Here is a 13,432-nt window from a genome sequence, read left to right on the forward strand (position 1 = left end):
CCTTTATGTACACGGTCAAAGGGAAGGTGGAAAAGGATTCCTTGCTGACGGAGCATATGCCGTTGGTCAAGCGCCTGGCCCACCATATGAAGGCAAAATTGCCGCCCAGTGTGGAAGTGGATGACCTGGTACAAGCAGGCATGATTGGCTTGCTCGACGCAATCAGCCGTTATGAAGAAACTCACGGCGCCCAGTTCGAGACTTACGCGGTGATGCGCATCCGCGGCGCCATGCTGGATGAATTGCGCAGCTCCGACTGGATGCCGCGCTCCATGCGCCAGGACATGCGCAAGATTGAAAACGCCATGGCCACCTTGCAGCAGCGCCTGGGCCGTCCGCCGAGCGAATCGGAAGTGGCCAAATCGCTCAAGCTCTCGCTGGCCGATTATCAGGAAATGCTGTCCGAAGGCGGCGGCCACCAGCTGGTGTACTACGAAGACTTTCACGACGAGGATGGCAATGACAGCTTCCTCGACCGCTATGCCCATGATGAAGATGCCGATCCGCTGCGCGCGCTGCTGGATACCGATTTCCGCCAAGCCGTGATCGACGCCATTGACGCACTACCGCCACGCGAGAAAATGCTGATGGGCCTTTATTACGAAGAAGAGCTGAACCTGAAGGAGATCGGCGCCGTGATGGGCGTCTCCGAATCGCGGGTTTCGCAGTTGCACACACAAGCCGTGGCGCGCCTGCGTGCCGCGCTACGGGAGCAGGCATGGACTGGTCCAGCGTAGCCGGGGTGCTGCTGGCGCTGGCCGGCATCCTCATTGGCCAGGGGCTGGAAGGGGGCAAACTCAGCTCCCTGCTGCAGCCGGCCGCTTTTTCCATCGTGGTGATCGGCACCTTCGGCGCGGTCATGCTGCAGACCCGCACGCCCACCTTGCGGCGCGGCTTGAGCATGGCGCGCTGGATCTTCAAACCGCCGCCGGATACGCGCGCCCAGCTGGCGCGCGACATCAACAACTGGAGCCAGATCGCACGCCGCGACGGCCTGCTGGCGCTGGAGCGACCCATGCTGGGCGCCAAGGACAAGTTCATCGCCAAGGGCCTGCGCATGATCGTGGACGGCATCCAGCCGGACAAGATGCGCCAGATGCTGGACATGGAGATCACCGCCTTTGAAACGGCGGAGCGCCAGGCTGTGCGCATCTGGGAATCGGCGGCCGGTTATTCGCCCACCATCGGTATCCTGGGCGCGGTGCTGGGCCTGATCCACGTGATGGAAAACCTGACCGATCCGAGCAAACTTGGCTCCGGCATTGCAGTGGCCTTCGTCTCGACCATCTACGGTGTGGGCCTGGCCAACCTGTTCTTCTACCCGATCGCCAACAAGCTCAAAACCATCGTCACGCGCCAGGTCTACCAGCAGGAGCTGGCCGCCGCCGTGTTCTATGACATCGCCACCGGCGACTTCACGCGCGTGATCGACGAACGGATCGCGACCCTGATGCGGGAGCCGTGAGATGCAGTATCGCCGCGCCCGCCGCCGGTTCGACGACGATCCCGAAAACCACGAACGCTGGCTGATTTCCTACGCCGACTTCATCACCTTGTTGTTTGCCTTCTTTGTGGTGATGTACGCCATTTCTTCGGTCAACCTGGGCAAGTACAAGGTGTTTTCCGACGCCCTGGGCGATGCCTTCGGCGGCGCCGGCGCCGCGCCGCCCACCAATACCGAGATCCAGAGCCTGCCGATTCCCAATCCCGCGCAGCGCAAGCGCAATGAGCAGATCAAGCGCGAGAAGGAGCAGATGACGCGCCTGGCCAAGGATTTGTCGAGTACCCTGGCGCCGCTGGTGAAAGAGGGCAAGGTGCGCGTAACGCAGAATAGCCGTGGCGTGAGCGTCGAGATCAATGCCTCGGTGCTGTTCAATCCGGGCGACGCGCGCCTGACGGGCGAATCGCGCGAGGCGCTGACGGCGGTGGCGACTTTGCTCAAGGATGATCCGCATGCGGTGCAGGTGGAGGGGCATACCGACAGTACGCCGATCCGCAATGCGCTGTTCCCGTCCAACTGGGAGTTGTCGGCGGTGCGCGCGGGGACGGTGGTGCGCCTGTTCATTGAGTCCGGCATTGCGCCATCGCGCATGACGGCGGTTGGCCATGCTGATAACCAGCCGGTCGCCGCTAACGAAGACCCCGATGCGCGCGCGCGCAACCGGCGCGTGGCGATCACGATCCTGTCCGGCATCCCTGATCCAGCGACTGAAATCCCGACCCGCTAAGCCCGTAACCTCTCCCTCGGCGCCAGCACAACCGCGCGCTTGCGCCGCAGCCTACGCCACTGCCACAGCGCGCCCAAGCCCGCCACCGCCAGCAGCAAAGCCGCCACCGGCCACACCGGCGCCGCCGCCTGTTGCCGCGCCCGCTCGTCCATCAGCTCCTGTGGGAATGGCCGCGGAGCCGTCGGCACCACCTGCCACTTGCTGCGGTCGGCCGGCGCGCGCGCCATGAATTCATCGATCGAATACGCCGGCGCCGACCCAAACGCCCGGCTCGAAGGCACCTGCGGAATACGCACCAGCATCAATGCCGCCACATCCTTCCGTAACTGCTGCTCAAAGCCGCCAAGCTGGCGTCCGGCGCGCCCCTGCAGCATGCGCAGCAGGTCATTGCCCAAAGCATCGAACGCCACCGCCGGATACAAGCGCGTCTGCTCCTCCGTGAAATAGGCATACGCCTTGCGCCCGCTGGCGATGCTCATCTCGCTTGCCGCCATGTAGCCGAACGCACCGACCGCCTTGACCCGGTTGGTCGGCCCGTGCAGCGGCCACTGCCAGCCTAGCTGGCGCAGCACATCCAGGCTGATGCCCGCGCAATTTGCCTGCGCGTGCTGGTAGCTGAAATGGTGCGCATAGAAGGACTGGAACACCTGCTGCACATTGCGCTGGTAAGCCTGCGCCGTACGCGCATCGTCCAGCACCGCCACCAGCATGTAAGAAGGGCGGTAATACTGCTGGCCGCTGTTCAGGTCCATTAAATAGGCGTCCATTGGCACCATGGAGGCGACGATACCCTTTTCGCTGTACGAATCGAGCCCGTAGAAATTGTTGACCAGCCAGTCCGACCATTCACCGCGCGGACCGATCTTGCCGGTCGCGATGGCAAAGTGGCCGCCATAGGCCTCGTCATCGTCGCCCTGCGCCCCGTTCAGCATGAAGGCCAGCACCGGTTTGCCGGCCAGCGCCTGCGGCGCCGTGCCGGGCCGCTGCCAGATCTTGCGCACGGCGAAATCGCTGCGCGCACCGCCGCCAGCTTCGCGTACAAAGTCTTTCAAGCCATCCTCACCCGTTACCGGGCGCAGCGGCGCCGCGGCGTCCAGCGCGAAATCGCGCGGCCAGATGGTGCGCGCTTCGAACTGGGCGCTGCCCGGATCCCATTGGCCACGCACGCGCACTTCGCGCTTGCGGAAGAAGGCTTCCGAGCTGGCGTCGAAATACGAGCGGTTGCTGGCAAGGCGGGGCGCCAGGCGCAGGTCCAGCTGCGCGCCATCGGCCAGATGCAAAGCCTTGCCGTCGAAGCGGGCCTGTGGCACCAGCTGCGGAGAACCAAGCCAAATCAGCCCCGGCGATTCAGCGGCGGCGCGTGGCTGGCTCGGCACGGCAACCAGGTCGTCCTGGAAGTACCACAGGGCTTGCGGCTGGCCGCAGTCCTGGCAGCGGCCATTGGCCAGGCGGAACTGGTCGGCACGATAGAGGCCGAAATGTTCATTGGCCAGGGCCGGCTGGGTGACCGCGTGGGCGGCGAGCGGGAGTGCAGCCTGGGCTGCGAGAAAAAGTGCTGGGAAAAATGGGCGCATCCGCCCATTATGCAATGCCCGGGACGGGCACAGTTTGAGAAAAATCAACCCGCGATGAATCCCCGGCGCGTGCCGCTGCCGGTGGTCATGCCGCTCGGGCCGTAGACGGTGGTTTGCTGCGGGCGCAGCGCTTGCAGCGCGCCCTGGGTGTGGCCCAGGTGCTTGTTGATCAGCACGCCGTTCAGGCGATTCAGTTCCTTGGCCGCGCGGGTCTGGTCCAGCAGGCGCTGCCACAGCATATTGGCGGCGTCATCATGCTGCGCGTCCAGCCACGACTCCATGCCCGCTTCCATCGCGGGATAACCGGCATCGGCCAGCGCCTGGTGGCGCACGGTGGCCAGCGCGGCCATCTCGTTCACGAGGGCCGATTTTTGCGGCGTCAGCGCGGTCAGGTGCTCAATGTCCGCCGCGACCAGGTCCTGCTGTTCCTGTTTCAGGACCTCCAGCAGGGTAGTGATCTTGTCCAGCTCAGCCTGCAGGCTGTGTTTCGGCGAGACAGCGGCCATCATATTTCCTTAACGTTGCTTACGCGAGTGCAGCAGATCGCGGACTGTTTCCAGCAAACCGTCTGCCACTTTTTCCGAATTGACCTGGAACTGACCGTCAGCAATTGCCATTTTGATGCGTTCGACTTTCTTGGTGTCGAATACGGCATTGCTACCGGCAGCGCCACTGGCCGCCAAAGCCTGTCCTTGCGCGGACAGGCGCACATTGTCGGTACTTGCCTGCGGTGCGGACGCGGTCGCGGCGGCGGCTTTGTCCGCGCCGCGCGCGTTCGAGCCCGTCGCGGGCGCACTTGGCAAGCCCGGCGTGTTCTTTAATGTGTCGTTGATCTTCACAGCTTTATCCTCGTCTGGTTGGAGGCGTTTACCCCGGCATACGAGTCTTTTACGGCAGCCTGCGCCCAAACTTTAGCTGGCGACTGGCAATTCCCTGTTATTTTTTGTCAAAATGTCACTTCCACCAAGCCGCCGGGACGCGCAATCCCGCTGATTTGCTGGCCGTTGCCGGTGCGAACCGCCACCACCTGGCCGTCGGCGGCCGAACCGGCCGCCTTGCCTTCGGCCGACACGGAAAAGCCATTGCCCTTCGATACCAGCTTGACCAGTTGACCCTGCAGCACGACGGGTTTGGCCTTGACCAGATCCAGCCGCAGCGGTGTGCCTGCCGAAATGGAAAGGTTGCTGGTACGGCCAATCAACTGTGCTTTGTCGGTGGCGATGCCCGGCGGCAGGGCGGTCAATTCGCCTTGCATCATGGCCAGCTGGCCGGCCTCGATCGCCTGGCCCTGGGCCAGCGGCACGGCGGCGGCCACATAGCTGCCCAAGACCGATACCTGGGATTGAATATATACCGTCCACGGCGAAGGCGCCGCACAGCGCACACCGACCGTGGTTTTGCCCCAGGCGCGCGCGCCAGGCATCAGGAAGGCCTCGGGCGCCGGGCAGGGCGCCAGGTTCAGGCGCGGGTCGACCGCGCCCACGCTCACCGTGACTTTGCCGGGCAGGCCGGCGGTCTGCACTTGCAGGAATTGCTCGGCCGCCTGGCGCAAGGCGGCCGGCTCCATGCGCGCCGGGGCTGGCGCTGCAGGGGCGGCCATGGCGACGGCGGTGGCGGCCATCGTGGCGAGCAGCAGGGCGGCGGTAATGAGTTTGCGTTTCATGGGACACATGTTAGCCCTCGCGCGGAGCTTGAATCGGAGGAATAGGGGTAAAAACCCCGTCTTACTCTTCCGATCAAGGGCGGGCATTGCTCCGTATCATCGAACCTGTCATCAAGCGGAGAAGCGCCATGTTAGGCAAACTCGACAATCACCTGCTGTTCAACGAAACCGCCCTCAGCCTGCGCGAAAAGCGCCAGGCCGTGCTGGCGTCGAATATTGCCAATGCTGATACGCCGAATTACAAGGCGCGCGACATTGATTTCTCCGCCAACCTGCAGGCGGCGCTGGATCGCGTCAAGAATCCGCAGCCGCTGAATACCACGGCCGGCAAGCATTTCCCGCGCCCCCCGCAAGACGGCAGCACGCTGCCCGACGGCACGCCGCTGCTGTACCGCACGCCGGCCCAGGGCGCGGTGGATGGCAACACGGTCGACATGGACGTCGAGCGCAACAGCTTCGCCGACAACGCGCTGCGCTACGAAGCCGGGGTCACCTTTATTAATTCGCAGATCAAAGGCCTGATGGCCGCGATCCAGGGAGGCCAGTAATGTCCTTGTTCAGTATTTTCAATGTGTCCGGCTCGGCCATGAGCGCCCAGGCCCAGCGCCTGAACGTGGTGGCCTCCAACCTGGCCAACGCCGACAGCGCCACCTCGGCCAGCGGCGAAGCCTACCGCGCCAAGCAAGTGGTGTTCGAAGCCACGCCAAGCGCCAATGGCGCCGCGACCAGCGTCAAGGTGCGCCAGGTGGTGGAAGACCCGTCGCCGATGAAGCAGGTCTATGACCCCAAGCATCCGCTGGCCGATGACAAAGGCTATGTGACGATGCCGAACGTGAATGTGGTCGACGAGATGGTCAATATGCTGTCGGCCTCGCGCTCCTACCAGACCAATGTGGAAACCATGAATGCAGCCAAGACCATGCTGCTGAAAACCTTAACGATTGGACAGTAATCATGGCCGTAACCGGTGCAGAAAACTCCAAAACCGTCTCTCCGGCGTTGCTGAACGCCATGAACCCATCGAAGACGGCCAAGACGGGCGTAGAAGCTGATACGGACAAGTTCATGACGTTGCTGATCACGCAACTGAAGAACCAGGACCCGATGAACCCGCTGGACAACGCGCAGATGACCAGCCAGTTGGCGCAGCTAAATACCGTGACCGGTATCAACAAGATGAATGAGACGCTGAATTCGCTGAAAGCGGATTACCAGGCCTCGGCCAACCTGGCGGCTACCAACCTGATCAACCACGGCGTGCTGGTCGAAGGCAGTCAGCTGACCCTGGCTGACGGCAAATCGCTGTTCGGCATCGAGCTCGGCTCGCGCGCCGACCAGGTGGAAGTGGAAATCCGCGCCTCCGGCGGCAAGGTGGTGCAGACCGTCACGATGAAGAATGTCGATGCCGGCATCGTGCCGCTGGCCTGGGATGGCAAGCTGCCCGACGGCACCACCGCCTCCAATAATACCTACACCATGAATATCAAGGCGACCCGCGGCGCCGAGCAGCTGAAGGATGCCAAGACCCTGCAATTCGGCACCATCGCCAGCATCTCGACCGGGGCCAACGGCGTCAAACTGAACATCCCGTCCTATGGCCAGGTGACCATGGACGCGATCAAGCAAGTACTGTAAGCAAGCGCATTCTGAATAGGGGAATACCATGTTTCAACAAGGTCTCAGCGGCCTGAACGCCGCCTCCAAATCGCTGGACGTGATTGGTAACAACATTGCCAATGCCAGTACCGTTGGCTTCAAGGGTTCGCAGGCGCAGTTTGCCGACTTGTACGCGAACTCCCTGAACGGCCTGGCCGGGAACAACCCTGGTATCGGCGTTTCGATCTCACGGATTGCGCAGCAGTTCACCCAAGGCAATATCGAAACCAGCAACAACCCGCTGGACATCTCGATCAACGGCGGCGGCTTCTTCCGCACCGTGACCCCGGGCGGCTCGATTCAATACAGCCGCAACGGCCAGTTCCAGCTGGATAAAAACGGCACCATCATCAACGCCCAGGGCGCTGCGATTACCGGCTACCTAGCCAATAAGGATGGCGTGATCCTGCAAGGCGCGCCCAAGCCGATTACCATTGATTACTCGGACCTGGTGCCGGTGGCTACCACCAAGGCCAACTACCAGATCAACCTGAGCTCGGCGGCCCTGCCGCCTAGCAAAGTGCCGTTCGATGTGACGGACCCGCTGACCTACAACAAGCAGACCGTGATGGACGTGTACGACACCCTGGGCAATGCCCACGTGATGTCGATGTTCTATGTGAAGACGGCTGCCAACACCTGGGACGTGTACTCCGCCGTGGATGGCGTGGAAATCACCGCGCAAGCTGCAGCGGCGACCGTGTTTACCGATCCTGCCAATGCTGGCGCCGAAGCGGCCGCACGCGCAGAATACCTGGCCGCCGTGGCCAGCGGCGTTCCAGCGGCGATCAAGACCGAAGCGGAAGAGTATGCCGCCACCGTGGGCCCGATGATTGTGGCCGCCGCCGCCGCCGCCGGCGCGACCGTGGAAACGACCGATTACATCACTTCGCTCTTCACCGGTACCACCAACGTCGGTTCGGTGCCGGGCGCCACGCCGGACTCGATCCTGAAGTCGATCGGCGCCGCGGTCGAGGTGCCTGCCGTCAAAGTCGGTACGATGATGTTCACGCGCGACGGCCAGATCGACACGGCCACCATGGCCGCGATGGTTCCGCCGCAAACCCTGCCGTTCACTATTAGTCTGCCGATGTTCCCGGATACCGGCTCGCGCATGCCGCTGACCATCGAAACCAACTTTGTCGGCACCACCCAGTTCGTCGGCGCCACCTCGGAGAAACTCTCGACCCAGGACGGTTATTCCTCCGGCCAACTGCAGCGTTTCAGCACCGGCCCGGACGGTGTGATCACTGGCCAGTACAGTAACGGCAAATCGCGCGCCCTGGGCCAGTTCGTGCTCGCCAACTTCGCCGCCCCGGAAGGCCTGATCCCGCTGGGGAATAATGCCTGGACCGAGAGCGCCGCTTCCGGCGTGCCGCAGATCGGTTCGCCCAATACCGGTTCCTGGGGCCAGCTACGCTCCTCGTCGGTGGAAGCGTCGAACGTGGACCTGACCGAAGAGCTGGTCGACATGATCACCGCGCAGCGCGTCTACCAGGCCAATGCGCAGACCATCAAGACCCAGGACTCGGTGCTGCAAACCCTGGTCAACCTGCGCTAAGCGTAAGGGAGCGAGCAAGCCATGGACCGTCTCATCTACACCGCCGCCACCGGCGCGCGCCACCTGCTGGAGCAGCAGGCGACGACGTCGAACAATCTGGCCAACGCCACCACGACGGGATTCCGGGCCCAGCTCGATTCCTTCCGTGCCGTGCCGGTGGTGGCCGATGGCTTGCCGACCCGCACCTTCGTGGTCGACAACACGGTCGGTTCCGACTTCCGCCAGGGCGCGATGCAGACCACCGGGCGGCCGCTGGACGTGGCCCTGCGCGGCGACGGCTTCATCGCCGTGCAGTCGGCCGACGGATCGGAAGCCTACACCCGCAACGGCAGCCTGAAAGTCAGCGAAAACGGCCTGCTGCAAACGGCTGCCGGCCTGACCCTGGTGGGCGAGAACGGCCCGATCGCCATCCCGCCCGATGCCCAGGTGGCGATCGGCAGCGACGGCACTGTCTCGGCCATCGACACCACCCAGACCCAGCCCGGCCCCAGCAATGTGCTGGGGCGCATCAAGCTGGTCAATCCCGAAACGCGCGGCCTGGTGCGCGGTGACGATGGCCTGTTCCGCCAGCAAAGCGGACTGCCGGCCGACGTGGACCAGGGCGTGCGCCTGGTGGACGGCACGTTGGAAGGCAGCAACGTCAATGCCATCGACGCCATGGTCAATATGATTTCCCTGGCGCGCTCGTTCGAAACGCAGATGAGCTTGCTGAAAAATGCGGAAAATAATGCCGCCAAGGCAACGCAAATCCTGGCCTTGAATTAAGCAGCTTGCATGCTTGTTGCCGCTTGGCAACGGCATGACATTTATGCCATTGCGCGGGATGGGGGAATTGCCCATCATGGGGTTTTGCCACCCGCCAGAGCAAGCCCATGCGTTCGTCCCAGGAACGATATATTGCCGTGGTTCTGCCGTTCGCGCTGGCCGTCGCCGCGCTGACGCTGGTGGCGGTGCTGAGCGTGTCGATCATGTCCATGCTGCGCGCCTACGTGGCGGGCGAAAGCCATTGGTCAAAGGGGCAGAAGGCCGCCATTGCGACGTTGCAGCGCTACCTGGTCACTGCCGACGAACAGGATTTTCAACAATTCCGCAACGAACTGGCGGTGCCGCTGTCCGACCTTAGCGCGCGGCGCGAAATGGACAAGGATCAGCCGGACTGGGAGCTCGTGCGTACCGGATTTCTGGGCGGACGCAATGCCGAAGAAGATATCGGCGGCATGGTCTGGCTCTACCGCAACTTCAAGCAAGTGCCCCTGATGGCGCGCGCCATCGCCTACTGGAAACACAGCGACGAACACCTGTTGCGCCTGCGCGACCTGGGTGAACGCCTGCACGCCACGCCGCATGCCGCGCGCCCGGCGCAGGATGTGTTCCTGCTCGAGTTGCAGGAAATCGACCGCCGCCTGTCGCCGCTGGCGCTGGGTTTCGCCTCCGCCATCAATGAAGCAGCGCGTCAGGTCACCCACGCCTTGCTTGGCGTGCTGGTGCTGTCGGCCGCGCTGCTGGCATGGAGCTGCCATAGCTACCTGCGCCGCGCGTTCCTGCGCCGCGAACGCCTGCTGCTGCAATTGCAGCAAAGTCAGGCGGAAGCCTTTGCCGAAAAGGAACTGGTGCAGGTCACGCTCGGTTCCATTGCCGACGCCGTGATCACCACCGACCAGGAGCAGCGCGTCAGCTATTGCAACCGCAACGCCGAACAAATGCTGGGGCTGCCAAGTGACATGCTGGTGGGCCGCCCGCTGGACGAAGTGTGCCGCCTGCAAGGCGCGGAAGGCAGCGTCCACCTGCACCTGCAGTCGGCCGATGGCCGCCAATTGCCGGTGGACCGCTCGCTGGCGCCGATCCACGCGCCGGACGGCCAGGCCATAGGCCAGGTGATCGTGCTGCACGACGCCAGCGAGGCGCGGCGCCACGCGGCCCAGCTGTCCTACCAGGCCACGCATGACGAACTGACCGACATCCTGAACCGGCGCGAATTCGAGCGCCGCCTGTGCGAACTGCTGGCCGGCCTGCAGGAAGGACGGCAAGGTGAGCATGCTGTGCTTTATCTCGACCTGGACCGCTTCAAGGTGATCAATGACACCAGCGGCCACGCGGCGGGAGACGAACTGATCCGCCAGGTCAGCCAGCTGCTGCAAGCCACCCTGCGTGAGCGCGACATCGTTGGCCGCCTGGGCGGCGATGAATTCGGCATTGTGCTGACCCAGTGCAGCCATAGCGACGCCTTGCATGTGGCCGAAAAAGTGCGGCAAGCCGTGGTCGACCTGCGTTTCCTGTGGGGCGTACGCAGCTACCGCATCGGGGTCAGCATCGGCGTGGTGCTGCTGGCCGGGCGCCAGGGCAACCTGAAGGAAGTGATGAAGTCGGCCGACGCCGCCTGCTATATGGCGAAAGAGAAGGGGCGCAACCGCATCCACCTGTACAGCGACGACGATGCCGAGCTGTCGGTGCGCCAGACGGAAATGGAAGCCGTGTCGCGCATCCGCGCGGCGCTGGAACACGACCGCTTCTGCCTGTACCTGCAAACCATCGCCCCGCTCAAGCCGGGCGGCCAGGCGCACGCCGAAGTGCTGGTGCGCATGCTGGACGAGCAAGGCGGGCTGATTCCGCCCATGGCCTTCATCCCCGCCGCCGAACGCTACGACCTGATGCCGCTGCTCGACCGCTGGGTGATCCGTCACGCCTTCGCCGCGCTGGCGCAGCAGCCGCCCGGCACCAGCTGGGCCATCAACCTGTCCGGCGCCTCGGTGTGCGACGAGGGCCTGCTGGAGTACGTGCTGGCGCAGCAGCGCGCTTGCGGCGTGGCGCTGGAGAACGTCTGCTTCGAAATAACGGAAACCGCCGCAGTGGGCAACCTGGCCCAGGCCGCAGCCCTGATCCAGAACCTGCAAACCTTGGGCTGCCGCTTTGCCCTCGACGACTTCGGCGCCGGCATGTCGTCCTTTGCCTACCTCAAGCACTTGCCGGTCGATTACGTGAAAATCGACGGCAGCTTCATCCGTGGCATCCTGCACAGCCCGACCGAGCGCGCCATGGTGGAATCGATCAACCAGATCGCCCACGTCATGGGCAAGCAGACCATTGCCGAGTTTGTCGAGGCTGAAGCCGAGCTGGCCTGCCTGCGCGCCATGGGCGTCGATTATGCCCAGGGCTACGGGGTAGGGCGGCCCCAGCCCTTGTCAGAGTGGCAAGCGGCGAATAAGGCCGCGAAAACCACCCAGATCGACGCTTTGAGTTGACGCCCCCCACGGGATAATGCCTGCATAGAAAAACCGTAACTGGAGCAGGCAAATGATTCGATCACTGTGGATTGCCAAGACAGGCATGGAAGCACAGCAGACCCAGATGGACACCGTGTCCAACAACCTGGCGAACGTGCAAACCAATGGCTTCAAGAAGTCGCGCGCGGTCTTTGAGGACCTGCTGTACCAGAACATCCGCCAGCCGGGCGCCGCTTCCTCGCAGCAGACCCAGCTGCCTTCCGGCATGCAGCTTGGCACCGGCGTGCGTCCGGTGGCGATCGAGCGCATCCACACCCAGGGCAACCCGCAGTCGACCGGCAACGACAAGGACATGATGGTCAACGGCAACGGCTTCTTCAATGTGCTGCTGCCGGATGGCACCACGGCCTATACCCGCGACGGTTCGTTCCAGCGCGACAATAATGGCCAGATGGTCACCTCCAGCGGCTTCGTGCTGCAGCCGGCCATCACCATCCCGATCAATGCGCAGAGCATCACGGTGGGCCGCGACGGCACCGTGTCGGTCACGCTGCCGGGCCAGGTGGCGCCGCAGCAGATCGGCAATATCCAGCTGTCGACCTTCATCAACCCGACCGGCCTGGAGTCGAAAGGGGAGAACCTGTATGTGGAGACCGGCGCCTCGGGCGCGGCCACCGTCAACCAGCCGGGCACCAATGGCACCGGGGTGATCCTGCAGGGCTACGTGGAAACCTCCAACGTCAACGTGGTGGAGGAAATGGTGAATATGATCCAGACCCAGCGCGCCTATGAGATCAACTCGAAGGCGATCACCACCTCGGACCAGATGCTGCAGCGCCTGTCGCAGCTGTAAGGATTCGCCATGCGCCCGAATTTCGCCGCCCTTGCCGTCACCGCTGCCGCGCTGCTGCTGTCCGCCTGCGCCACGGCGCCGTCGTCCATCGTCAGCGGCCCGACCAGCGCGCGCCCGCTGCCGCCGCCGTATCCGCCCGTGGCGCAGACCAATGGCGCGATTTACCAGAGCAATTCCTACCGTCCAGCCTTCGAAGACCGGCGCGCGCGCCACGTGGGCGATGTGATCAATGTCGTCATCACGGAAAACACGGCGGCGGTGAAGAACGGCGCCAGCTCGGGCAACAAGTCGGGCAGCGTCAACTTCGGCATCCCGGGCGTGTTCCAGAACAAGCTGGGCACCAATGTTGCCACCAGCGCCGACAACAAGTACGCCGACGCCGACAACCAGTCCATGAGCAACACGTTCACCGGCACCATCGGCGCCACCGTGGTCGAAGTGCTGCCGAACGGGAACCTGGTGATCGCCGGCGAAAAGCAGGTCGGCTTGAACAAGGGTACCGAGTACATCCGCATTTCCGGCATGGTGAACCCGGATTCCATCGTCAACGGCAATTCCGTCACCTCGACCGCCATTGCCGATGCCCGCGTCGAATACCGCACCAAGAGCAATATCGACCGCGCTGAAGTGCAGTCCATGCTGTCGCGCTTCTTCCTCAGCCTGCTGCCATTCTGAC

15 protein-coding genes are annotated in these 13,432 nt (G+C 63.6%); 11 read left to right on the top strand and 4 right to left on the bottom strand.

Annotated elements, in window-relative coordinates:
- Positions 1-5 precede the first annotated feature (5 nt).
- From GTP41_RS07010 to motD, 3 genes are read left to right on the top strand one after another with little or no spacing between them, the layout of a single operon-like run.
- Complete coding sequence (locus tag GTP41_RS07010; RefSeq protein WP_161024851.1) at positions 6-737, top strand: RNA polymerase sigma factor FliA; 732 nt, start codon at positions 6-8, stop codon at positions 735-737.
- Entirely contained in the window at positions 719-1,465 is a 747-nt protein-coding gene (locus GTP41_RS07015; protein WP_161024852.1) for a flagellar motor protein, read from the top strand. The genes GTP41_RS07010 and GTP41_RS07015 overlap by 19 nt, the downstream gene beginning before the upstream one ends.
- A 1-nt stretch (position 1,466) precedes the next feature.
- The gene (gene motD / locus GTP41_RS07020; protein ID WP_161024853.1) at positions 1,467-2,228 is read left to right on the top strand and encodes a flagellar motor protein MotD; all 762 of its coding nucleotides are present in this window, start codon (positions 1,467-1,469) and stop codon (positions 2,226-2,228) included.
- Here motD and GTP41_RS07025 read toward each other — a convergent pair.
- From GTP41_RS07025 to flgA, 4 genes are all read right to left on the bottom strand, one after another.
- Complete coding sequence (locus GTP41_RS07025; protein WP_161024854.1) at positions 2,225-3,802, bottom strand: hypothetical protein; 1,578 nt, start codon at positions 3,800-3,802, stop codon at positions 2,225-2,227. The two genes, motD and GTP41_RS07025, sit on opposite strands and share 4 nt — an antisense overlap.
- A 44-nt stretch (positions 3,803-3,846) precedes the next feature.
- Positions 3,847-4,311 (bottom strand): flagella synthesis protein FlgN, encoded by a 465-nt coding sequence (locus GTP41_RS07030; RefSeq protein WP_229502772.1) that lies wholly within the window; start codon positions 4,309-4,311, stop codon positions 3,847-3,849.
- Between the two features lie 6 nt (positions 4,312-4,317).
- Positions 4,318-4,641 carry a flagellar biosynthesis anti-sigma factor FlgM gene (gene flgM, locus GTP41_RS07035; RefSeq protein WP_161024855.1) on the bottom strand — a complete coding sequence of 108 codons (324 nt, stop codon included), beginning with the start codon at positions 4,639-4,641 and terminating at the stop codon, positions 4,318-4,320.
- Between the two features lie 107 nt (positions 4,642-4,748).
- Entirely contained in the window at positions 4,749-5,465 is a 717-nt protein-coding gene (flgA, locus tag GTP41_RS07040; RefSeq protein WP_161024856.1) for a flagellar basal body P-ring formation chaperone FlgA, read from the bottom strand.
- Positions 5,466-5,593: 128 nt separating this feature from the next.
- Between flgA and flgB the strand changes: the two genes are divergently transcribed.
- The 8 genes from flgB (at position 5,594) to GTP41_RS07080 (ending at position 13,431) form a co-directional block, all read left to right on the top strand.
- Entirely contained in the window at positions 5,594-6,013 is a 420-nt protein-coding gene (gene flgB, locus GTP41_RS07045; protein WP_161024857.1) for a flagellar basal body rod protein FlgB, read from the top strand.
- Positions 6,013-6,417 (top strand): flagellar basal body rod protein FlgC, encoded by a 405-nt coding sequence (gene flgC / locus GTP41_RS07050; RefSeq protein WP_161024858.1) that lies wholly within the window; start codon positions 6,013-6,015, stop codon positions 6,415-6,417. Before flgB ends, flgC begins: the two co-directional genes overlap by 1 nt.
- Positions 6,418-6,419: 2 nt before the next feature.
- Entirely contained in the window at positions 6,420-7,100 is a 681-nt protein-coding gene (locus GTP41_RS07055) for a flagellar hook assembly protein FlgD (protein WP_161024859.1), read from the top strand.
- A 28-nt stretch (positions 7,101-7,128) separates the two neighbouring features.
- The gene (locus tag GTP41_RS07060; RefSeq protein ID WP_161024860.1) at positions 7,129-8,682 is read left to right on the top strand and encodes a flagellar hook protein FlgE; all 1,554 of its coding nucleotides are present in this window, start codon (positions 7,129-7,131) and stop codon (positions 8,680-8,682) included.
- Between the two features lie 21 nt (positions 8,683-8,703).
- A complete protein-coding gene (flgF, locus tag GTP41_RS07065) occupies positions 8,704-9,447 on the top strand; it encodes a flagellar basal-body rod protein FlgF (RefSeq protein WP_161024861.1) in 744 nt (247 codons plus the stop codon).
- A 107-nt stretch (positions 9,448-9,554) separates the two neighbouring features.
- Entirely contained in the window at positions 9,555-11,921 is a 2,367-nt protein-coding gene (locus GTP41_RS07070) for an EAL domain-containing protein (RefSeq protein WP_161024862.1), read from the top strand.
- A gap of 52 nt (positions 11,922-11,973) precedes the next feature.
- On the top strand, positions 11,974-12,756 hold the full coding sequence (gene flgG, locus GTP41_RS07075) for a flagellar basal-body rod protein FlgG (protein ID WP_161024863.1): 783 nt from the start codon (positions 11,974-11,976) through the stop codon (positions 12,754-12,756).
- Positions 12,757-12,765: 9 nt separating this feature from the next.
- Complete coding sequence (locus GTP41_RS07080; protein ID WP_161024864.1) at positions 12,766-13,431, top strand: flagellar basal body L-ring protein FlgH; 666 nt, start codon at positions 12,766-12,768, stop codon at positions 13,429-13,431.
- Position 13,432: the final 1 nt, after the last annotated feature.

The sequence above is a fragment of the Pseudoduganella guangdongensis genome (assembly GCF_009857475.1).
GTDB lineage: Bacteria > Pseudomonadota > Gammaproteobacteria > Burkholderiales > Burkholderiaceae_D > Rugamonas > Rugamonas guangdongensis.